This is a genomic window from Mesobacillus sp. (genome assembly GCF_057785455.1).
The window spans coordinates 234,272-253,613 of sequence record NZ_JBYNSB010000020.1; the positions used below are offsets into that span (position 1 = coordinate 234,272).

Consider the following 19,342-nt stretch of genomic DNA (forward strand, 5'->3'; position numbering starts at 1 on the left):
ATTCCGGGCTCTGGGGGATTTTGCATATTAATAACTTTTCTGCGAAGAAAGGAGTGGCAAATTTTGAAACCAATTGAGGTAAAACGGGAAATCCTTCGTTTGGGAGCAGACGGTGCTGTTAGGATTGAAGATTGCATTGTAACAGAGCATCCTGTAACAATTAAAATCAATGGTAACGAGTTTGCCACTCTGGTTTGTTCACCGGATTTTATAGAAGATCTTGTAACTGGCTACTTAGCATCAGAAGGTGTCATAAAAAGGTTCGATGACCTCGAAGATTTTTGGCTTGAATCAAAAACAGGAACTGTCCATGTTAAAACAAAAAACATCAATCCATATTATTTGAATTTCCAAGGCAAACGCTATATTACTTCTTGCTGTGGAGCAGGAAGGCAGGGATTTGTCTTTATAAATGATGCACTGACTGCGAAAAAACTGGCTCATGTCCGGGTGAAGGTCTCAACGGAGGAATGCTTTTCCTTGATGAAAGAAATGCAGGAATCATCTGCTATCTTCCAAAAAACCGGGGGAGTGCATAATGCTGCTCTTTGCCATGAAGGGAAGCTGATCCTTTCGAGGATGGATATAGGACGCCATAATGCACTCGATAAAATCTACGGCTTTTGCTTACGGAACAATATCCCTCTTGAGGATAAGGTACTTGCCTTCAGCGGCCGGATTTCCGCTGAAATATTATTGAAGGCATCTAAAATCGGCTGCGAAATCGTCCTTTCAAAATCAGCACCTACCGAACTCGCACTAGAGCTTGCAGAACAGCTGGGAATTACAACTATCGGTTTTATCAGGGAAGATTCCCTCAATGTTTATACTGGACAGGAACGGATTTTATTCAGTTAATATAAAATCGAAATTCCAGGCCTATGCCCAAATTAAGGCTGCTGACAAAAGGCAATGAGATTGCTCGCTGCCTCTGTCTTTTTGAAAACACAGTTATAAAATGAGGGCTGCCATCCAGTAATCCTAGGGCGATGTTTTTCGGTTACTGTTTTAAGTGGTGCTCCTGAAGCTAAAATAAGCGGAGCAATTCCGCTTATCATTTACAAAAATGGGGTTGGGGCTGATATAAGCGGAGTAATTCCTGTTAATTCCTCTAATTGTGCCTAATATGAAAGATCTTAATCGTATAAGCGGAAAAACTTCTCTTATTTCGCTTGAAACCATGCTATTTTCCAAAATAGGCGGAAATGGTCCGTCTATTTTATAAATCCATGGAATACCAGAGCCTAGCTGTAGGCAACCTTGAATATAATTTGTCTATTGAGACTGAGTCCAGGCTTATGCCTGGATTTTTTTAATGTGTTAAAAAGGGAATAGACCTGCCTGAACAGAAATAAGTAAAAATATAAACATTTTTTAGTAGAAGTACAATGTGAAAGAGCATGGCTTTGCAAAGAGGAAGTACAGGCTGGAAGAATCTAAGGAAATGAGGGGAAGCGAATGGAAAAGCTTGGACTTGCACTTATTATTTTTGTGATTTATTGTTTTCCGTTTGTATTTATTTCCTTATATATGGATTTTGCCTATCGTACTATGGCCGGTTACGCCCTGATGCTTGCGGTTACATTTATATTAGCATATGCTGGAAAAATAACAGACAATCTTCCAGCTGTAATTGGCGGCAACCTGGCATCCCTGACCATTTCGTGCTATTTACTAAACTCGATGCCAGGCGGAGGGCTATGGCGAAGTTTTTTTAAGCCGCTCACTCCTGAACAGCTCCTCGTGTTAGTCAGCTGTCTACATTGGATTCCACAGTTCATAGCTGTCAGTATGGCAGGAAAGTATACCAAAAGATAAACCAGAAAGGATCAGTCAATGTTAAAAGGAAATCAAATCTATCTTCGTCCTTTAGAACAAAGTGATGCAGAAAATAACCTACAGCTACAGCTTGCAAATCGTGAATTCTTCGAAACATATTCAATGACCCGTATTGAAAATTATTATTCAATTGAGGGGCAAAATGCGCTCATAAAACGACAGGTCCAGAATCGCAATAACGACGAGGGATATAGCTTTGGCATATTTAAGAATGAAAATGACTCCTTGATCGGAACGATAAATTTGTTCCAGGTTCTAAGAGGAGATCTGCAAAGTGCGTTCATAGGTTATTTTCTGGATAAACATGAAAATGGCAAAGGCTATACAACAGAAGCAGTCCGTCTGATTACAGATTACGGATTCTCCGAGCTGGGCCTTCATCGAATTGAGGCTGGCGTCATGCCCCATAATATCGCATCCATTCGGGTACTAGAAAAAGCAGGTTTTGTGAAGGAAGGAATCGCACGCAAAAATGTCAGGATCAATGGGAAGTGGGAGGACCATCAGGTATTAGCGAACTTGAACCCTATGGATTCAGTTTAATGCTAAGACGTCAATGTTTCACCTGCTGATGCTTTTAGAGACACCTTCAAAAGGTTGCTGGTAATACGAATCCAGGCTCTCTTTAAATGAGAGCCTGTTTTCATTTTCATTCCACTTATACATGTGCTGTAATGGTTTTTTAACCTGCACTGTAAATCCATTTTTTCAAACCTTCTTAAAATGAAAGTAATAAAGTAAATGAATTAGGAGGACCATACAATGGAGTTTATAAAAAGCAATAAAGACCTAATTCTCTATGAGATAGAGATTATGAATTCACATCCGGTGTACAACATTCTTTCGGAAGGAAAGGCTGTCCTCAACTACGAAGATTTGATAGAGGAGCATGAGGAAGAACTGGAAAAAGAGCGATATATTTTAAAAGTTGGAGAAGACATGATAGGCATTATCGATTTTATTATGGAGAATCCCCGGGATAAAAAGCCATGGCTCGGACTAATGATTATCCATAAGGATTGGACAGGCAATTCCTATGCCCAACAGGCTCTGGCAAAATATGAAGATATGATGCGTGAGAGAAACGTTTTTGCAGTTCGGCTTGGTTGTTTTACCGAAAATATAAACGGGATGAATTTTTGGCAGAGGAATGGATTTGAAAAGGTGAAAGAAATAAGTTTCGGTGAAAAACCACTCTGGATTATGGAAAAGAAATTATAGCAAAGGAATACTAGAAATAGATTAGTGTATCGAGTATTGCCTGTACCATAATCACTATTATATAAGGTTTTTGTATGTTCAGACGTTCAGTTTATCTAATGCATGAAGATGCAGTTCATCATGCGTTAAGGAAGTAAATCACATGTTCTTTTTTATTCATAAATAGTAATACAGGTTATTCATTTTACAAAAGTTAATTACCTAAGGTGCTGCTTGATAATTTCTGCACAATTTCCTGTTATAAATTTTTTATACACACAAAGGAGGAAAGAAACATGAATTTCAGACACAAAACTACAATGATAATTATTTCCATTTTTACCACATTGGCACTTACAGCTTGTGGAGGCGCAGAAGAAAAAAAGGAGACGGGATCTGCTGACCACAGCAGCCATGCTAATATGGAGCACTCTGGTTCCGGCGAGCTGCCAGAAGGCTTGAAGAATGATGAAAACCCGACATATAAAGTAGGCAGCAAGGCCATCATTAACGAGGATCATATGCCAGGGATGAAAGGGGCAGAAGCTACTATTGTTGGTGCCTATGATACTGTAGTGTATGCATTGTCCTATGACCCGACGAACGGTGGCCCAAGGATTGAGAACCATAAGTGGGTCATTCATGAAGAACTGAAGGATCCAGGAGAGGAGCCTTATAAACCAGGTGATGAAGTTACCATCAATACAGAACATATGGAAGGAATGAAAGGGGCTAAGGCTGTTATCGATACTGCTGAAGAAATGACTGTGTACATGGTGGATTTTGAGCCAACGGACGGTTCTGAAAAAGTAACGAACCATCAGTGGGTAACAGAGGATGAGTTATCACCAGCTAAATAAACAGAGCAGCAAATAATGATACGCGAAGATCAGGCCTATAAATCTGAGTACTTACCTTGGAAGGTCACAAGTTGGCTTTATTGATGACCATAATTATGAGGATTCATGAAAAAATACCAGAATAATGCAGGATTGCCTCACAATTAGCCTGGGTATATATACGGTAACAATTGAGGAGGTAATGCTCATGAATAAACTAGTCAGAATGGCAATTAAATGGGGACCTGTACTTTATCCTGTTGTTAAAAAAATGATGGATAACAGAAAAAACAGAGGGATTAAAACTTCATACACGAAATAATCGCTTTATGATAAGCTGCATTCTTACAGAAAACTGTTGGAGTGCAGCTTTTCTTTTATAAAACTCCCGTCGCCATCCAAAACTGCTCATCCAATAAATTATCAGATTCTTTGCCAAAAGAGTGAATGGTTCGTGTTATAATGGTGAAACAGCATATTCAAATTGCTAAAGCATACATATACGAGAGTTTTACCAGTGCAGGCTGCTGGTTAGTTAAAGGAAGGTATTTATGGTTGAGGAAAATATTACAAGGCTGCATTTAAATGGTAAAGAATACATATTGATAGGAACGGCACACGTCTCAAAACACAGTGCTGAACAAGTAAAAGAAGTGATTGAAGCGGAACAGCCGGATTCAGTTTGTGTGGAATTGGATGAACAAAGATACCAAACAATCACCGAGGGTGCAAAGTGGAAGGAAATGGACATCATCCAGGTCATCAAGCAAAAAAGAGCTTCGCTTTTGCTGATGAATCTTGCCATTTCTTCATTCCAAAACCGTATGGCAAAGGAATTGGGGATTAAAGCGGGCCAGGAAATGATCCAGGGAATTCAATCTGCTAAGGATGTTGGCGCAAAGCTGGTGCTTGCTGACCGTAATATTCAAATTACATTTTCGCGGATCTGGGGTAATCTTGGCTTTAGAGGAAAGACGATGCTTCTGACTCAAATCATCACAAGCATTTTCAGCCAGGACAGCATCTCAGAAGAAGAACTTGAGAAAATGAAAGAGCAGGACACGATTAATGCTATGCTTAATGAATTCACTGAATCTTTTCCGCGTTTGAAGAAACCGCTGATTGATGAACGCGACCAGTATCTGGCGCAGAAAATCAAGGATGCGCCGGGTGAGAAAATTGTTGCCGTCCTTGGAGCAGCTCACGTCCCTGGTATCAAGGAAGAGATAAAGAGGGAGCATGACCTGTCTCAGCTTAATGCGATTCCTCCTAAATCAAACTGGCCCAAAATCATAGGCTGGAGCCTTCCTGTTATGCTTGTCGCGTTAATTCTGTATACATTCATTGCCAATCCGTCAGCAGGTCTTGATCAATCTATCAGCTGGGTTCTTTGGACAGGCAGCCTTTCAGCATTAGGTACGGCGATTGCGATGGGGCATCCATTGACAATCCTGACGGCATTCCTTGCAGCACCGTTCACAGCGTTGCATCCGCTGCTGGCGGCAGGCTGGTTTGCCGGCCTGGCACAAGCTTACTTGCGGAAGCCAAGCGTCAAGGATTTTGAAACACTCTCTGAGGATGTATTCAGTGTAAAAGGCTTCTGGCGAAATAAAGTTAGCCGTATACTCCTGATTGTTGTGCTCTCCAACCTTGGAGCATCAATGGGGACATTTATCGGCGGAGCTGATGTAATTAAAACCTTCTTTCAAAATTTTTAATAGCGCAGGTTAATATGTTTCATTTGTTGAAAAAAGCTTGAGAACTAAAAAGTCCTCAAGCTTTTTTGTTATTTTTTATTCACTTGCTTGCCGCTTTTTTTCTGGCTTTGTGACTTGGAATTGCCTATCTGGAATTCGCTGCCCAGTTCTATATCGTTTCTTTTATCCTGTTTTTCGATTCGTTCCCTTGTCTGGTCTTTATTTTGTCTGCCTTGTTTTGACATCTTCATTCATCTCACTTTCATTTTATCTCACCATTAAGATGCTCATTTTGCCATGCATTTATAAGGAAAATCTACTGCACGGAACTTCTGAAAGTTTTGTCATACAGAACCTGGAACCCATACATAACAAAAGACTTAATTAAAAAGATAATGGAGAGCTGAAATTTATTGATTCTAACCAGAGTGGCATAACCATTCTTCTTCAGTATATCAAGACCAAAATAGGTAAATACAGAATCAACAATAATATTGACTAACAGATACAAATTGAACTTTCTGTAGGTATATTTGAGAATCCAGAATGATCCGACGAAAAAAGGGCCCCAAATCAACGGTAATTCGGCAAGGACATTCGGCTTAACTGTAAAAGGGAACCACCACCATTTTCTTCTTTCGGCAACCATTCCCTCGAACGTAACATAAAATGCCATGAATAAAGTGCCTGGAAGAAATTTTCTTATCGTTTTTTTGCCAAGCAGCGGTACTGTAAGCCATGGCAAAATCGCAAGTAAAAATACGAACAATCGCGAATTGATTTTCACTGTAATCACCCTTAAATAGGAATGAGAAACTCCAAGAAGTTTTTCTTAGTATTTCTTAATTCGAACAAAAGATGAGCTTAAATCGAAAAATCATAACTAAGGTGAAATTTTTTTATTTCATCATTTATTCCTTCGGTTTCTCGTATTTATTAGATAACGAAGGAGGGAGAATCATGATTTCTCTATGGGATGAACATTTATTTTGGCTAGAGATGCTCCAGGACCATGCTTATTTTGTCAGGGATCATTTATCACCTGCTGAAGTACAATATGTGAATACAGCGCAGCAATATATTAACGCATATGGAGAACTATTGGCTTTGCTGAATACAATTCCCCGAACGGCACAAGCCGCTGATCCATTAATGGTCCAATTTGCTTACAAGGTTTGGCCAATCGCAAAAGGGTATCTTGAATTTGAAGGACAAATGCAGGCGTTAAGGATAGATAATAACGTCAATCTTAATCTGTCACCAACCTATTTTAATGGAACACAAATTGAAAATAGTGAATATTTGCGGATATTAGGGCAGTTAGCCGAAGGGAAAGAGCCTGTGCCTTTGCCCCTGACAGAGCTGCTGGACCTCTGGCTCGAGGATCAGCTTGGACATGGTGTGTTATTTGAGAATATGCTCGATCCAATTGAAGTGACGGCCAAGAGGCAAATTGAAGCCTATATTAGCAAGTTCCAGCTTTTCATTGTTCAAAACCACCATATGAAAGGATATTTAAGGGTAAAAGAACCCGGATTTGCACGGCAGCGAGAATTTGTATATGAGGTAGGCAAGACAACTATTGAGATGAACCGCTTTATCATTAGCATGGTGAATAAATTCAAAGGGGACCAGCTGCTGAATAAAACGGATTTGCGTTTTCTGGAACATCATTTTCCTGAGACATGCTATTTCTTGAGAAAGCTCAGTCACTATGAACCAAGGCTCCAGGCAGAAGTCGGAAACTGTTCACTAGTAAAGCCATCATTTAGTTAACGTATACCAATGATTAAATGCCTCAAAACCGGGTATAAAAGGAAAAAACAATAGGAGGCATTTATGCAGATCGACCTTAGCCATACACTATTGTCCTTTTTACCGATATTCTTGATCCTGGCATTGGTAGTTGGATATATCTACTTACGTAAAAGCAAGAACAAAAGCAAGTAAGCAATGGACACAACCAGTTCCATTGCTTTTTTTGATGAAAGAAGGAAAGCGTATTTTCTAATATACGGTCACGAATGAATTTGAAATCACAAATTTAAAAAATCATTTAGTATCCATTTCAGTATTCTGACCCATTCCTGTTGGACATCGATTGGTGCATCTTCAATTTTATTTAGAACTTTCCAGACCTCGCAGACACTAAAAGCCTTTAGTTTTTCGGCGGATATTTCAAAACTAGCCTCCTGTTAGGCGTACAGATTCAAAAACTCCATACTTGTCTTTCAACAGTTTCTCTAAAAAATGAACACTCACGAAAATCACTCATTTCCGCAGTTTGTGGCTTAATTATAAGATTGGATAAATTTATTGTGAGACTTAAAATCCTAAATGTGAAAATTTATTGACCATTTTGTGAACATTATGTGACATTTTTTCGTAAATTCTGTTAATATTAAAAGTACAAACGAAAAAGTGGGGGAATGAGAAGTGGGAAAACTTCTTATGTATTTTTATCTTATTGTCAGCATTTATTGTCTTGTAAGCGGATTCCTGGCATTGTATTCCCATGGATTCCAGCATGCAGTATTGTCTTTATTCCTTGCTGTCTTCAATTTTGCGATGTTCAGCTTGTTTAAGAAAGAAGGGAAGCTGCCTAAGCTCCGATTGATTAAGGGACATAAAAGCGAATTGGCCTAAAAAGCATAAAAACTTTTCTTGGGTGAGAGCAGCAATTTTCAATAATAATGGCTGTTTTCGTAAAGATTGTTGTTAAAACCCATTTTGTATGTCCGTACTAAGTTAGCCAGCTCTTTTCTCATAATAAGCGATAAGTTTGGGAAGAAATTGAGTAATTCAATCTTATTTTGCAGTCAATAGCAACATAGTTTGTGAAAAGAGCCATAATAATTAAAAAGGCGCTCCCCAAGGGGAACGCCTTTCTGTTATTAGTGAGAGTGTCCGGAAGTCATGACCCAAATCGAACCTGCCACAATCACAACTGCAATAAATGCAGAATAGATGATGTTGATGTTATTTGTAACCTTGTCGTCACCCTCATTGATGTGCATGAACATGTATAGCTGGATACCAGCCTGGACGACGGCCAATGAGCCGATGATCCACATGATGGCTTTCATGGATAATGAAGTTTGGAGCGCTACCCATGCTGCACCGAGTGTCAGAATCAGTGACATGAAGAATCCGATGACATGGCTGATTGGGAATCCTTTTGAATGATTATCCATTTACATCACCAGTCCTTTTAAATAAACGAATGTGAAAATGAAGATCCAGACTACGTCCAGGAAGTGCCAGTAAAGGCCAAAGATAAAGGTTTTACGAGCTGTTATTGGCGTTAATCCGCGCTTTAGGACTTGGATCATCAGCAAGATTGCCCAGCCGATACCGATTGTAACGTGCAAACCGTGAGTACCAAGAAGGACGAAGAAGCTGGAAAGAAACGCACTTGTCTGCATCGTTGCGCCTTCATGGACATAATGCATGAATTCACGAACTTCCATGAACAGGAATCCGCCGCCAAGCAGCAGTGTAAAAGTAATCCATGTGAGCATTCCCTTAATATTTCTGCGGCGCATCTCATGAATCGCGATGCCCATCGTGAAGCTGCTCGTTAACAATAGGAAAGTTTGGATCATTACATCTTTTACGATAAATATATCCTGTTGGGTAGGTCCCCCGGCATAACGTTCGCCGAGGACCCCATACACTCCGAACAGGGTGGCAAAGAGGACAATTTCCGCTCCAAGGAAGATCCAGAAACCGAGGATATTCATCCTGTTCTGTTCAGTCTGGTATTCAAGCGGCAATGCTGCATCGATTTTAGCTGACATGGTTCTTCACTCCTTTGCGAACATTTCTCCACTTGCGCTCAGTTTCAATAATTTCATCCTTGTGGACATGGAAGCCTTCATCATAATCAAATGAACGGAAAGCAAGGCCAGCAAAGATTCCAAGAGCCGCAATACCAGCTGCGATGGTCCATTCGAATACGAGCAGGAAGCCGGTAATGCCGAATACCGCACCCATATAGATCGGAATCCAAGTATTGCTTGGCAAGTGGATTTCCTCAATTTCATCTTCGCTTAATGGTTTGATTTCATTGTTCTTTTTCATATGCCAGAATGCATCAACACTCTTAACTTCCGGAAGGGAAGCGAAGTTGTAGTGCTGTACTGGTGTTGCAGTTGCCCAATCAAGTGTACGCGCATCCCAAGGATCGTTTACGATATTGCGGTCTGCGTTACGAGCGCTCCAGTAAATGTTATACACTAGAGCAGCAAAGCCAGCAGCAAGGATTACTGAACCTACTGCTGAAAGCATCATCAGTGGCCCAAAGCCAGTTTCCGCCGAATAGGTGTAAGCGCGGCGTACTGCACCATCGAGGCCAAGGAAGAACATCGGCATGAATGTTACGTTGAATCCGACTACGAACAGCCAGAAATGCCATTTACCGATTTTTTCGTTCAGCATATATCCAAACATCTTCGGCCACCAGAAATACAGGCCGGCAAAGATTGGGAACACAACCCCAGGAATCAATACATAGTGGAAGTGCGCCACAAGGAATAATGTGTTGTGATATTGATAGTCGGCAGCAGCCATAGCAAGCATGACTCCAGTTACCCCGCCAATGACAAAGTTCGGTACGAAAGCAAGTGACCAAAGCATTGCAGTCGTAAACTTGATGCGCCCTTTCCTCATCGTGAACAGCCAGTTGAATACCTTAACTCCAGTAGGGATGGCGATTGCCATTGTTGTAATGGAGAAGAAGGAGTTAACACCAGCGCTATTGCCCATCGTGAAGAAATGGTGGACCCAGACAAGCATACTAAGGACCGAAATCATTACGATGGAAACGACCATTGATTTATATCCATAAAGCGTCTTGCGTGCAAATGTTGAAATTATGTCCGACAGCATTCCAAATGCTGGAAGGACTACGATATATACTTCAGGGTGTCCCCATAGCCAGAACAGGTTCGCCCAGAGCATATCCATGCCTCCGCCAGAAATGGTGAAGAAATGGGTCCCAAACGTACGGTCAAAAGTCATCAAAGCAAGTGCTACCGTAAAAATAGGGAAGCTTGCAACGATTATGATGGATGTGATAAATGTTGTCCAAGTGAACATCGGCATTTTCATCAATGTCATGCCTTTTGTACGCATCCTTAACACTGTGACAACAAAGTTAATACCCGTCATCAATGTACCTGCACCGGCAATCTGCAGGCCAACTGCGTAAAAGTTATTTCCGATACCCGGGCTGAATTCTTTCCCGGCAAGAGGGAAGTATGAAGTCCAGCCTGCATCAGGTGAACCACCGATAATAAATGAAATATTGAATAGAGCCGCACCGCTGACAGTCAGCCAGAAGCTAAGAGCGTTCAGCTGCGGAAAGGCAACGTCACGAGCGCCAATTTGCAAAGGAACTGCAAAGTTCATTAGACCGATCAAAAGCGGCATCGCAACGAACAGGATCATAATGACACCGTGTGTTGTAAATACTTCGTTATAATGCTGTGCATTCAGAAATTCATTTTCAGGTACCGCAGTTTGGCCTTTCATCATCAAACCATCGATACCGCCACGGAAAAACATCACCACTCCAAGAATGATATACATGATCCCGATTTTTTTGTGATCGACAGTTGTCAGCCAGTCTCTCCATAGCCAGTTCCACTTTTTAAAATAAGTGAGAGCAGCAAAGATACCGACCATGGTCAGGGCAATTCCGATTTGCGAAGCAAAAATTAATGGATCACCTGTTACGAAAAATTCATCCCATTTAATGCCCACTGTGTTCACCCCCGTGTTCATCAGTTTCAGATTCTTTATGTTTCATATCTTCATGATTTTCATGATTAGTTGTTTCATTGTTGCCGTCTTTATTCTTGTAGTTATTCTCGTCTTCAAAGATTTTACCTGGCCAGCCATGTCCTCGATCATACATTTCTGGGTTCGTGTAGTTCTTTGAATGTGGATCTGAATGGTCAACCCATTCTAAGTGTGTGTTTGAGAATGTTTTACGTCCCAAGTGGGAAGGTTCAAGCATTTTTTCATACTCAGCCAACGTCATTTTTGGTGCAGTGTCCTTAACTTCTTTAACCCACTCATCAAATTCCTCCTGAGTTTGAGAAAGGACCTCGAATTCCATTCCTGCATAACCCTGTCCATTGAAGTTGGTATTGCGTCCAACATAAGATCCAGGATTATCTGCTACCAGGTAAAGCTGTGTTTCGGCATGGGCCATTGTATATTTTTGCCCGCCAAGCGCAGGTATCCAGAAGCTTTGCATTGTGCCGGCTGAAGTAAGCTTGAAGTCAACTGGCCGGTCTTCCGGTATATTTACGTAATTGACAGTTTCAATTCCTTGTTCAGGGTAACTGAAAATCCATTTCCAATCTGCTGATGTGACATTGATGACTAGAGGTTCTTTATCCTCATAACCCTTAGGTACTTCATCTATAGCATAAATCGTTTTTACCGTCGGAATAGTCAAAGCGACGATAATGAGGATCGGAATGACAGTCCAGATAATTTCCAATACAGTACTGCCATGTTCTTCAGGTGGTTCATAACCCATATTGTCTTTCCGCTCACGGTATTTCCAGACGATGAACGCGAAAAGCCCGAACACGACTACCGTTACTAAAAGCATTAAAGCAATCGAAAAATTGATCAATTCGAGAATTTGTCTTGCTATTGGTCCTTGTGGATTAAATACGACCATGTTATTCTCGCAGCCGCTTAGCAAAAGTACGGCCATGATCGAGGTGAGTGAAAACAAGAATAGTTTGGATTTCTTCATCACTGCAGCTCCTTTCAGATAAAAACCTTGTTCATTATATCACAAACTTTTGCTCATCTGTTCACAAAGTTGTCGAAACTGTTCCTGAATCCTCAGGTAAGTTGTGGCAAAAGGTGTGATAAAAATCACACAGGTCTGTTTGTAATGATTCTAACATAGAAGTTAGTTCACAAAATCGTGCAATTGTGAACAAAATATGAAAACAATAAATGGTATTGATGTGAAATAAATGTGAAGTCCCTTGACGCAAAAAAAAACAGGGCCCCCCAAGGACCCTGCATTTAATCACGAAACTTTAGTTACCACATAAGTCTCCAAAGCTGGATGGAATTCTTTTTCGTAATGACCCTCCAGACAAAATTTTGTGACAATCGTTTTTGACTCTGCACCCGACTTTGACTGTAAAGCCTTTTGGCATTTTGGACATTTATCATGGGCTAACAGCTTGAAAAGTTTCAAAACAAAAAACCTCCTCAAATTTTATTCATTAATCCTATGAGTTTACTATGAATTATACCTCGTTTACTTAAAAGTTCAATGGATATAATGCCCAATTAGTAACATCTCTACATAAAGGCAGATGGGTACGTAAGTGAGCTAAGAGGAAAACAAATTAAGTTGGCGTAATGTAGGAGTAAACCTGCAAGCTTAGGAGAGCAGGAGGCAGAATTGATAGAGATTAGGCATTAGAGAGGAAAACGATTACAATACACTCGACTAAAATGAGCTGAATAAGAAGAAGGATAAAATAAAAAACCCCGCTCCTAAAGAAGAGCGGGGAATGAAGCAAATAAGAAAACGGTAATCTGAGTATAACATAGACTCCAGAATCACAGAACATATTTATATCAATGTCCAAAAATTGCATTTAAAAATAACATATTGAGAGATGGAGTGGTAAACTGTTGGAAAGAATAATAGACATAGAGGTGCAAAAACATTGTCAGACGAGAATTTAAATGGAAAAATGATGATTATCACCGGCGCGAACAGCGGAATTGGATTCGAAGCAGCTAAAGCACTGTCTGCCAGGGGAGCGCATGTGATCCTGGCCGTACGCAATCTGGAAAAAGGCCAAATAGCCTTAAATTCATTAATAATGGAAAATACTTCAGCAAAAATTGATTTAATGGAGATTGACCTTGCAGACCTTAGCAGCATTCGCCGTTTTGCAGCTGAGTATAGTTCACGTTTTTACCAATTAGACATATTAATTAATAATGCCGGTGTAATGATTCCTCCTTATGGCAAGACGGCAGACGGCTTTGAACTGCAATTTGGAAGTAACCATTTAGGTCACTTTGCCTTGACCGGACTTTTGCTTCCTCTTTTGAAAAACACCCCGGATTCTCGTGTCATTACTTTAAGCAGCATTGCCCACCGGGGAGCTACTATAGACTTCGAAAATCTGGATGGTTCAAAAGGTTATAAACCGATGAAGTTTTATGGACAAACCAAGCTTGCGAATTTATTGTTCGCCAAGGAATTGGATCTGCGCCTTAAGGAGCATGGGATACAGACCATCAGCATTGCATGCCACCCCGGAATCTCGAATACAAATCTTTTTAAGCTGGGGAAATCCGCTACTCCTGGATATATGAAATGGATCATGAATCTTTTCTTCCAGCCTGCCGAAAAAGGTGCGCTGCCAACAATTTACGCTGCCACTAAAAAAAGCCTTAAAGGCGGCGAGTATATCGGACCGGATGGCAGAGGGAACAGGAAAGGGAATCCGGCAATTGAGATACCTGGAGCTTCTGTTTATAATGAGGACACGATGGCTAAACTTTGGGAGATATCCGAAGAGTTAACAGGGGTAATATATGAATTTTAAAAGATGAATTTAGTATTGATATGGACCTTTCCTAAACCTCAGTGTTTTCACTGGGGTTTTTTGATGTTTGACACATCTGGAATATATTTCTATTCTTAAAGTAAGACTTATCTTTAAGGGGTTAGCAGATGAAACCTAACTTTAACAAACAATTTTATAAAATTGGGGGATTTTTTTTACTTTATTTTTTACTGATGTCATCAATTATTTTTGGAATTATCTCAAGTAACGGCCCAAAAAAAGAGCTTGGTGAAAGTAAATCAAACATCCAGAAATTTGAAGAAACATTTACATCTGAATTAAGTGTTCACGAAAATAAGATAGAAAAAAGAAAGGCGACAAAAAGCGATCGCTGGATACCATCGGACCGATTTGTTATTATCGCGCTTACCCTGTCCTCCATCCTTGATATAGTCATCGTCCTTTATTGGGCACGTTATGAGAATAGAAAAAGGGAAGGACAAACCCAGCCAGCAGGACCCCGGCTAACTGATCGGAAATGGTTTTGGAATATCATAGCCATAGGCATTATCCAGCCAAAAAACAATAAGCTTGTCTTGAATTGGAGAAATCTGATCTTTGTTGTTATTGCTATGTATTTAATGAAAAAAGCTATAGTCGATCAACTTTAGGCAGGCAGCAGAGGACAAAAAAACAGACCCTCGAGGGGTCTGTTTTCTGTTTAACTATAAATTATAGTTTAACAACGTTAGCAGCTTGTGGTCCACGAGCTCCTTGCTCAACGTCGAAAGATACTTTTTGGCCTTCGTCTAATGACTTGAATCCTTCAGTCTGGATAGCTGAGAAGTGTACGAATACGTCTTCTCCACCTTCGCGCTCGATGAATCCGAAACCTTTTTCTGCGTTAAACCATTTTACTGTACCTTGTTCCATTTTTGTTGCCTCCTAGTGCTACATGCACGATATGTTACTATCCTTGCCCAAAGTGATCATTAAGACGAAATATCCAATCCTTTACACCGAACAAAAATAATTCTATTTCATAATAACAGGGATTTTCGAGAATAGCAAATGAAAACTATGTTTTTTGAAGATCTTTTACCAGCACATTATTTTCTAGAAGTGATATCTGACAACTCTGTGGTAATGGAAGTTTCTGTTCCTTTACCATCTATCATAAAGAACTCTTTCTTAACGAGGCCGAATTTTGGTGCCCAGTACTGCCGGGTGATGCTGCCGTCCTCAGCTTCTTGTTCTAGTATTACAGCATTTTTAATTGTACCTATTGGCAATTGTAAAATTTGGTCAACATCAATGATTTTCCACCCATTAATCATTTCCCCTGATTTCACTGGCTTAGTAAGGATAGGCACCTCTTTGAATTCGTCTTCCAATTCAGAAAGTGCAGGAATCTGCTCTTCATAATATTCAGGCAGCTGGTATACAAGGTAGATTCCTTCATCGGTCAGTTTGTAAATCTTCAGCATGCTGGTTCCGCCATTGCTGACTATAGTGGGGAGGTAATCACCCTGCATTTCAAAAATAATTTCTTTTTCTTGTGCAAATTCATTGCCTTTCCCATCGAAAAATTTAATTTGATTTTCATACGGGAAAAATTCACTTATTTCAATCTCCTGATGAGCACGGTTGGGGTCTGGGCTAACGGGTGTTGCAGGTTTACCTGGGGTTGCAGGAGAACCTTCATTGTTGGGAGGTGCAGGCGATACGGGTTTTTCATTTGGTGAATCAGATGGTTTCTCCTGGTTTGGTGGATTTGCTGTCTCATTGAACGAGCAACCGGCTAAACTAAATATTAATAATAAGGAAATAAAAGCTTTCAATACACTCACATCCTCAGTAACGTATTCATTCACTTATTTTGACGGTGTAGATGAGGGGGATGTTTCTTATTTTTTAAAAATGGGCTAGCCTTTCTTGTTGTTTGATTCAAAGGTCCCTTTTTAGAAACATTTCCAAATACAAGCTGTTTACGCAGAAGAGCCGTTGCTTTTTTATCCCGATTATTGTGTGGAGGTCCTAATAGCCTTTATTAGAGCCATGCCGGAAGAAAATTTAGGACTGGATGGCCTTAATAATCTTTATTAGAGTATATGCAGGAAGGAAATTTAGGACTGGATGGTCTTAATGACCTTTATTAGAGCCATCTGGGAAGGAAATTTAGGACTGGATGGTCTTAATAATCTTTATTAGAGCCATCCAGGAAGTAAATTTAGGACTGATAGGTCTTAATAATCTTTATTAGAGCCATCTAGGAAAAAAATTTAGGACTGGATGGTCTTAATAATCTTTATTAGAGCCATCTAGGAAGAAAATTTAAGACTGGATGGTCCTAATAGCCTTTATTAGAGCCATCTGGGAAGAAAATTTAGGACTGGAAGGTCTTAATGACCTTTATTAGAGCCAACCAGAAGATATTTGTAAGAACTGAAAGGTTCTTTTAAATTAATTAGAACCATCCACGTTGAAAATTCACTACTGAAAAGTCTCTTTTTGGGAATAGCGCGAAAAAGGGTGAAATATAGTTTAAATCTCTTCGAAAAGCAAATATCCTCAAAGGAACCAAAGCTCTGTTCAGGTATCCTAATTCATGGAAAATATATAACAGATGGAAGGGAGGACAAGCCAGCAGTCTAATAACACATAATGTAGTAAAAGGTGATTTGCTCTGGTCGATGGGTTTTGATGTTGGTGAAATTTTTAATTCTTTTGGTCTGGTAAAGCTGAAAGTTGTTTTTTAACGCTGTTGTGTGTAGTGGAGGGGGCGCAAACTCCTTTGGGATTTGGCGGACAGGTGAGACCCCGCAGGAGCTGAGCGACGAGCAGGCTCATTACCGCACGCTCCGAGGAATGCGAAGCGTCTGGAACGAAAATTAACAGCCTTGTTTAACAAAGCCAATTCTTTTGGAGAAGAAAAGACCCGCAGATTAAATCTGCAGGTTCGTATTATTTCTGTATCTGTTGTACATTCTTCATTATAAAGCCACTCTCAGGAAGGGTAGGCATCCTGACCAAACTAAAGGTTAAATCCTGTTCAGGTACATCATAACTGATATCATTTATAATGAAACGAAGGGTAGCTTTCATAATCTCTGTGGTTATCCCTTCACCTGGACACCTGTGACCTTTTGCGGGGTCGCCACCACCCTGGGGGATGAAGCTGAAAAGATTTCCTTCCCAATTCTTAAAACGCTCGGGTTTGAATTCATGAGGTTCTTCCCAAATGCGCGGATCATGATTTGTTCCGTATAAATCTAGCAGTACCAACATTCCTTCTTTAAATATTGCTCCTTGCCAGATAAACTCCTTCTTTACTCTAGCACCAAGGAATGGACCGAAAGGATAATATCTCCTCACTTCATTCACAAACATTTCCAAATAAATATCATCGCTTTGATTTTTCAATATTTGTTTAAGAGAAGGTTTTTGATGTAGAGCTAAAACGGAAAAAGTAATGAAAGTGGCTATTGCTACAATGGGCCTCAAGACATTTATTAGTTCGATTGCAGACATATGCGCCTCCAACCTGGTTCCATCAGGTTTATTATAAAAAGCCATTTCATACAGAGCTGAACCCTTCGTTGCTATGACATTCCCAGTACGTACCTTTTCAATAAGGTTAGTAATCCATTCTTCGGTTTTCGTTCTTGCTCTGCGCCCTTTCCAGTGTCTCGGACCAACCGCACCGAAAGCATCCACCATATTATAAAAATCATCTGCACGCTCGTTAACTTCTTTCTCGTCTAAAGGTACACCAGCCCAATAGCATGCTGATCGGCACAAAATAGCTTTTGCCTCATTAAATAAGACCACTTCATTTTGTCCTTTCCATTTAGAGGCCGCTGCCTGCCATTCCTCTCTTATTAGTGTTGCCAATCTTTGTTGATGAACGGGAGTCATTAATGACATAAAGAGGATTTTACGTTGGATATGTGAATCCCCATCCATGGTCTGAATTGCATTTTCACCAAAAAGAGTTTTTTAAATTCTTTTAGGAGCAGCACCTTTTCGCTCGAATATGTCATTGTCGTAAAATAATCTGGCTGCTTCCTCTCCTTTAATACAAATAACATTTTCACCCAACAATCTGGCTTGAAATAAATCTGTTTTATAACGATCCATTCTGTTCTGGATAAACAAGTAACCTTCTTGCATTAAAGCAATACTGTTATCAACGCTTTTATCATGTGGGATATTTTCATTCATGTTTTTTTGCTCCTTCGCTCAAAGTTCTTCTTTTATATACACTTTCTATTGCTGCATAAACACATCCGAATATTAAACATCAATGCTAAAAACATCGAATGACTTTTTTTCAGTTAACAAATAGTAAAGTAGAAGGAGGTAATGAAGATGAAGAAATGGAATGAAGAGAGTGCTCCAAATAATAATTTAGCAAACGAAACAATTGCTAACTCCACACTCGTGGAGGAGAAGGGAATTATGAGCCATCCATTTGCGGAAGAACTTTCCGATGGCGGTGAAAGGAACGAATCAATTGAACAGCAGCTAAATGAACATCAGCCAGGGATGTAAAGAAAGGGAGAAAACTATGAAAAAGGATAAAAGTTATCTTGATAAGAGGGGAGATTTCACTGCTCCTCCTTCAGGGACTGCGGAATATCCAAAAAAACCAGAACATCAGCCTATTTCTAGTAGTAATAAGGAAGATGGTAAACATTAAATGAATTTCGGCTGTCGCTATCTTTTCTTAGTGGCAGCTATTATGAATTTATTACCATTGTTCTTCATTAGCTAAAAGTGTTATTCTACTTTAGCTGCTCGGACAGCAATGAAATTTAGTAAGTAGGTCATACGGAATTTCCATAAATTGTTTGTTGTCTGAGGGAGAACATTGATGTTATTATAGGTGAACAGCAAGCGAATGACTTGCTTCGAAAACACTTTAGAAATTATGGTGTTGACAACAACCTAGCAACATAGTAAGATATTAAAGTTGCTTCCTTGAGAAGCTAACAACATTGCTCTTTGAAAACTAAACAAACAAGCGTCAACAAACAATAAATTTTCATGGCTTCTATTATAGAAGATCATGAGCCAACGTTTTAAATTATGAGCTAAACTCATACTCTTTTTTGGAGAGTTTGATCCTGGCTCAGGACGAACGCTGGCGGCGTGCCTAATACATGCAAGTCGAGCGGATCTTCATTAGCTT

Annotated in this window: 21 protein-coding genes, 1 rRNA gene and 1 pseudogene; 14 read left to right on the forward strand and 9 right to left on the reverse strand. The window is 39.9% G+C overall.

Annotated elements, in window-relative coordinates:
• Positions 1 to 63: 63 nt before the first annotated feature.
• The 7 genes from fdhD to AC3EBE_RS07960 all read left to right on the forward strand — a co-directional run bounded on the left by fdhD (position 64) and on the right by AC3EBE_RS07960 (position 5,596).
• Complete coding sequence (gene fdhD, locus AC3EBE_RS07930) at positions 64 to 858, forward strand: formate dehydrogenase accessory sulfurtransferase FdhD (protein WP_488594475.1); 795 nt, start codon at positions 64 to 66, stop codon at positions 856 to 858.
• A 600-nt stretch (positions 859 to 1,458) separates the two neighbouring features.
• Positions 1,459 to 1,818: a hypothetical protein gene (locus AC3EBE_RS07935; RefSeq protein WP_488594476.1), complete on the forward strand. Its 360-nt coding sequence runs from the start codon at positions 1,459 to 1,461 to the stop codon at positions 1,816 to 1,818.
• Between the two features lie 18 nt (positions 1,819 to 1,836).
• Complete coding sequence (locus AC3EBE_RS07940) at positions 1,837 to 2,382, forward strand: GNAT family N-acetyltransferase (protein ID WP_488594477.1); 546 nt, start codon at positions 1,837 to 1,839, stop codon at positions 2,380 to 2,382.
• A 219-nt stretch (positions 2,383 to 2,601) separates the two neighbouring features.
• Complete coding sequence (locus AC3EBE_RS07945; RefSeq protein ID WP_488594478.1) at positions 2,602 to 3,060, forward strand: GNAT family N-acetyltransferase; 459 nt, start codon at positions 2,602 to 2,604, stop codon at positions 3,058 to 3,060.
• A gap of 275 nt (positions 3,061 to 3,335) precedes the next feature.
• Positions 3,336 to 3,899 carry a YdhK family protein gene (locus tag AC3EBE_RS07950; protein ID WP_488594479.1) on the forward strand — a complete coding sequence of 188 codons (564 nt, stop codon included), beginning with the start codon at positions 3,336 to 3,338 and terminating at the stop codon, positions 3,897 to 3,899.
• Between the two features lie 187 nt (positions 3,900 to 4,086).
• Positions 4,087 to 4,200, forward strand: coding sequence for a hypothetical protein (locus AC3EBE_RS07955; RefSeq protein ID WP_488594480.1), 114 nt, complete (start codon positions 4,087 to 4,089; stop codon positions 4,198 to 4,200).
• A 229-nt stretch (positions 4,201 to 4,429) separates the two neighbouring features.
• Positions 4,430 to 5,596 carry a TraB/GumN family protein gene (locus AC3EBE_RS07960; RefSeq protein WP_488594481.1) on the forward strand — a complete coding sequence of 389 codons (1,167 nt, stop codon included), beginning with the start codon at positions 4,430 to 4,432 and terminating at the stop codon, positions 5,594 to 5,596.
• 68 nt (positions 5,597 to 5,664) lie between these two features.
• Here the strand turns inward: AC3EBE_RS07960 and AC3EBE_RS07965 are convergent, their stop codons facing one another.
• Together AC3EBE_RS07965 and AC3EBE_RS07970 are read right to left on the reverse strand one after the other, a co-directional pair.
• A complete protein-coding gene (locus tag AC3EBE_RS07965) occupies positions 5,665 to 5,820 on the reverse strand; it encodes a hypothetical protein (RefSeq protein ID WP_488594482.1) in 156 nt (51 codons plus the stop codon).
• A gap of 71 nt (positions 5,821 to 5,891) precedes the next feature.
• Positions 5,892 to 6,362 carry a hypothetical protein gene (locus AC3EBE_RS07970; protein ID WP_488594483.1) on the reverse strand — a complete coding sequence of 157 codons (471 nt, stop codon included), beginning with the start codon at positions 6,360 to 6,362 and terminating at the stop codon, positions 5,892 to 5,894.
• Between the two features lie 173 nt (positions 6,363 to 6,535).
• Here AC3EBE_RS07970 and AC3EBE_RS07975 point away from each other — a divergent pair, with 173 nt between their 5' ends.
• Both AC3EBE_RS07975 and AC3EBE_RS07980 read left to right on the forward strand, forming a co-directional pair.
• Positions 6,536 to 7,351, forward strand: coding sequence for a DUF2935 domain-containing protein (locus AC3EBE_RS07975; RefSeq protein WP_488594484.1), 816 nt, complete (start codon positions 6,536 to 6,538; stop codon positions 7,349 to 7,351).
• 660 nt (positions 7,352 to 8,011) lie between these two features.
• A complete protein-coding gene (locus tag AC3EBE_RS07980; RefSeq protein WP_488594485.1) occupies positions 8,012 to 8,221 on the forward strand; it encodes a hypothetical protein in 210 nt (69 codons plus the stop codon).
• Positions 8,222 to 8,469: 248 nt separating this feature from the next.
• Here the strand turns inward: AC3EBE_RS07980 and qoxD are convergent, their stop codons facing one another.
• From qoxD to qoxA, 4 genes are read right to left on the reverse strand one after another with little or no spacing between them, the layout of a single operon-like run.
• Positions 8,470 to 8,769 (reverse strand): cytochrome aa3 quinol oxidase subunit IV, encoded by a 300-nt coding sequence (gene qoxD / locus AC3EBE_RS07985; protein ID WP_488594486.1) that lies wholly within the window; start codon positions 8,767 to 8,769, stop codon positions 8,470 to 8,472.
• Positions 8,770 to 9,375, reverse strand: a complete 606-nt coding sequence (gene qoxC / locus AC3EBE_RS07990) for a cytochrome aa3 quinol oxidase subunit III (protein WP_488594487.1) — start codon at positions 9,373 to 9,375, stop codon at positions 8,770 to 8,772.
• Positions 9,365 to 11,341 (reverse strand): cytochrome aa3 quinol oxidase subunit I, encoded by a 1,977-nt coding sequence (gene qoxB, locus AC3EBE_RS07995; protein ID WP_488594488.1) that lies wholly within the window; start codon positions 11,339 to 11,341, stop codon positions 9,365 to 9,367. The genes qoxC and qoxB overlap by 11 nt, the downstream gene beginning before the upstream one ends.
• On the reverse strand, positions 11,331 to 12,353 hold the full coding sequence (gene qoxA, locus AC3EBE_RS08000) for a cytochrome aa3 quinol oxidase subunit II (protein WP_488594489.1): 1,023 nt from the start codon (positions 12,351 to 12,353) through the stop codon (positions 11,331 to 11,333). Before qoxA ends, qoxB begins: the two co-directional genes overlap by 11 nt.
• A gap of 940 nt (positions 12,354 to 13,293) precedes the next feature.
• Between qoxA and AC3EBE_RS08005 the strand changes: the two genes are divergently transcribed.
• Both AC3EBE_RS08005 and AC3EBE_RS08010 read left to right on the forward strand, forming a co-directional pair.
• On the forward strand, positions 13,294 to 14,187 hold the full coding sequence (locus tag AC3EBE_RS08005; RefSeq protein WP_488594490.1) for an oxidoreductase: 894 nt from the start codon (positions 13,294 to 13,296) through the stop codon (positions 14,185 to 14,187).
• A gap of 128 nt (positions 14,188 to 14,315) precedes the next feature.
• Positions 14,316 to 14,819 carry a hypothetical protein gene (locus tag AC3EBE_RS08010; RefSeq protein WP_488594491.1) on the forward strand — a complete coding sequence of 168 codons (504 nt, stop codon included), beginning with the start codon at positions 14,316 to 14,318 and terminating at the stop codon, positions 14,817 to 14,819.
• 61 nt (positions 14,820 to 14,880) lie between these two features.
• On the opposite strand, the gene AC3EBE_RS08015 is transcribed toward AC3EBE_RS08010, so the two are convergent.
• From AC3EBE_RS08015 to cypC, 3 genes and pseudogenes are all read right to left on the reverse strand, one after another.
• Positions 14,881 to 15,081 carry a cold-shock protein gene (locus AC3EBE_RS08015; RefSeq protein ID WP_488594492.1) on the reverse strand — a complete coding sequence of 67 codons (201 nt, stop codon included), beginning with the start codon at positions 15,079 to 15,081 and terminating at the stop codon, positions 14,881 to 14,883.
• Positions 15,082 to 15,257: 176 nt separating this feature from the next.
• On the reverse strand, positions 15,258 to 15,989 hold the full coding sequence (locus tag AC3EBE_RS08020) for a hypothetical protein (RefSeq protein WP_488594493.1): 732 nt from the start codon (positions 15,987 to 15,989) through the stop codon (positions 15,258 to 15,260).
• A gap of 1,123 nt (positions 15,990 to 17,112) precedes the next feature.
• Positions 17,113 to 18,372, reverse strand: a pseudogene (gene cypC / locus AC3EBE_RS08025) (CYP152 family fatty-acid peroxygenase CypC).
• Positions 18,373 to 18,519: 147 nt separating this feature from the next.
• On the opposite strand from cypC, the gene AC3EBE_RS08030 reads away from it, so the two are divergent.
• The 3 genes from AC3EBE_RS08030 to AC3EBE_RS08040 all read left to right on the forward strand — a co-directional run.
• On the forward strand, positions 18,520 to 18,702 hold the full coding sequence (locus tag AC3EBE_RS08030; protein ID WP_488594494.1) for a hypothetical protein: 183 nt from the start codon (positions 18,520 to 18,522) through the stop codon (positions 18,700 to 18,702).
• Positions 18,703 to 18,718: 16 nt separating this feature from the next.
• Positions 18,719 to 18,850: a hypothetical protein gene (locus AC3EBE_RS08035; RefSeq protein ID WP_488594495.1), complete on the forward strand. Its 132-nt coding sequence runs from the start codon at positions 18,719 to 18,721 to the stop codon at positions 18,848 to 18,850.
• Between the two features lie 409 nt (positions 18,851 to 19,259).
• Positions 19,260 to 19,342 (forward strand): 16S ribosomal RNA (locus AC3EBE_RS08040); the annotation flags it as partial.

Coding starts and splice junctions, on each gene's coding strand:
- AC3EBE_RS07935 (WP_488594476.1), top strand. CDS start 1,459: ATGGAAAAGCTTGGACTTGCACTTATTATTTTTGTGATTTATTGTTTT.
- AC3EBE_RS07940 (WP_488594477.1), top strand. CDS start 1,837: ATGTTAAAAGGAAATCAAATCTATCTTCGTCCTTTAGAACAAAGTGAT.
- AC3EBE_RS07945 (WP_488594478.1), top strand. CDS start 2,602: ATGGAGTTTATAAAAAGCAATAAAGACCTAATTCTCTATGAGATAGAG.
- AC3EBE_RS07950 (WP_488594479.1), top strand. CDS start 3,336: ATGAATTTCAGACACAAAACTACAATGATAATTATTTCCATTTTTACC.
- AC3EBE_RS07955 (WP_488594480.1), top strand. CDS start 4,087: ATGAATAAACTAGTCAGAATGGCAATTAAATGGGGACCTGTACTTTAT.
- AC3EBE_RS07960 (WP_488594481.1), top strand. CDS start 4,430: ATGGTTGAGGAAAATATTACAAGGCTGCATTTAAATGGTAAAGAATAC.
- AC3EBE_RS07965 (WP_488594482.1), bottom strand. CDS start 5,820: ATGTCAAAACAAGGCAGACAAAATAAAGACCAGACAAGGGAACGAATC.
- AC3EBE_RS07975 (WP_488594484.1), top strand. CDS start 6,536: ATGATTTCTCTATGGGATGAACATTTATTTTGGCTAGAGATGCTCCAG.
- qoxD (WP_488594486.1), bottom strand. CDS start 8,769: ATGGATAATCATTCAAAAGGATTCCCAATCAGCCATGTCATCGGATTC.
- qoxC (WP_488594487.1), bottom strand. CDS start 9,375: ATGTCAGCTAAAATCGATGCAGCATTGCCGCTTGAATACCAGACTGAA.
- qoxA (WP_488594489.1), bottom strand. CDS start 12,353: ATGAAGAAATCCAAACTATTCTTGTTTTCACTCACCTCGATCATGGCC.
- AC3EBE_RS08010 (WP_488594491.1), top strand. CDS start 14,316: ATGAAACCTAACTTTAACAAACAATTTTATAAAATTGGGGGATTTTTT.
- AC3EBE_RS08015 (WP_488594492.1), bottom strand. CDS start 15,081: ATGGAACAAGGTACAGTAAAATGGTTTAACGCAGAAAAAGGTTTCGGA.
- AC3EBE_RS08030 (WP_488594494.1), top strand. CDS start 18,520: ATGAAGAAATGGAATGAAGAGAGTGCTCCAAATAATAATTTAGCAAAC.
- AC3EBE_RS08035 (WP_488594495.1), top strand. CDS start 18,719: ATGAAAAAGGATAAAAGTTATCTTGATAAGAGGGGAGATTTCACTGCT.